Raw genomic sequence first — 318 nt, forward strand, 5'->3', positions numbered from 1 at the left:
TGTCGACCGCACCCCGCGGCAGCGCCTCGAACGTCCAGTCCGTGCCGGTGCGGCGCAACCGCGACCGCAGCACGTCGTGGTGGTCGAAGACCGCCGCGATGGTGCCGACCAGCGTCTCCCGGTCGATGCCCTCCGGCAGCCGCAGCGCCATGGTCTGCGAGAACCGCTGGTAGGACGAGCCGCTCGCGAGAATCTGCCGCATGATCGGGGTCAGCGGGATCTCGCCGACACCGCCACCGGGCAGCTCCTCCAGCCGCGCCTGCTCCGCACCCGCGCCGAATGTGGCGATCTCCGCCAGCGAAGCCACGCTGCGCCGCT

1 protein-coding gene is annotated in these 318 nt (G+C 72.3%); it reads right to left on the minus strand.

Features of this window, described 5'->3' with window-relative positions:
• The coding region (locus IU459_RS37795) for a hypothetical protein (RefSeq protein ID WP_228839075.1) at positions 1-307 on the minus strand (307 nt) is incomplete at its 3' end.
• Positions 308-318: the final 11 nt, after the last annotated feature.

The organism is Nocardia amamiensis, from assembly GCF_015477605.1.
In the GTDB taxonomy this organism is placed as follows: domain Bacteria; phylum Actinomycetota; class Actinomycetes; order Mycobacteriales; family Mycobacteriaceae; genus Nocardia; species Nocardia amamiensis_A.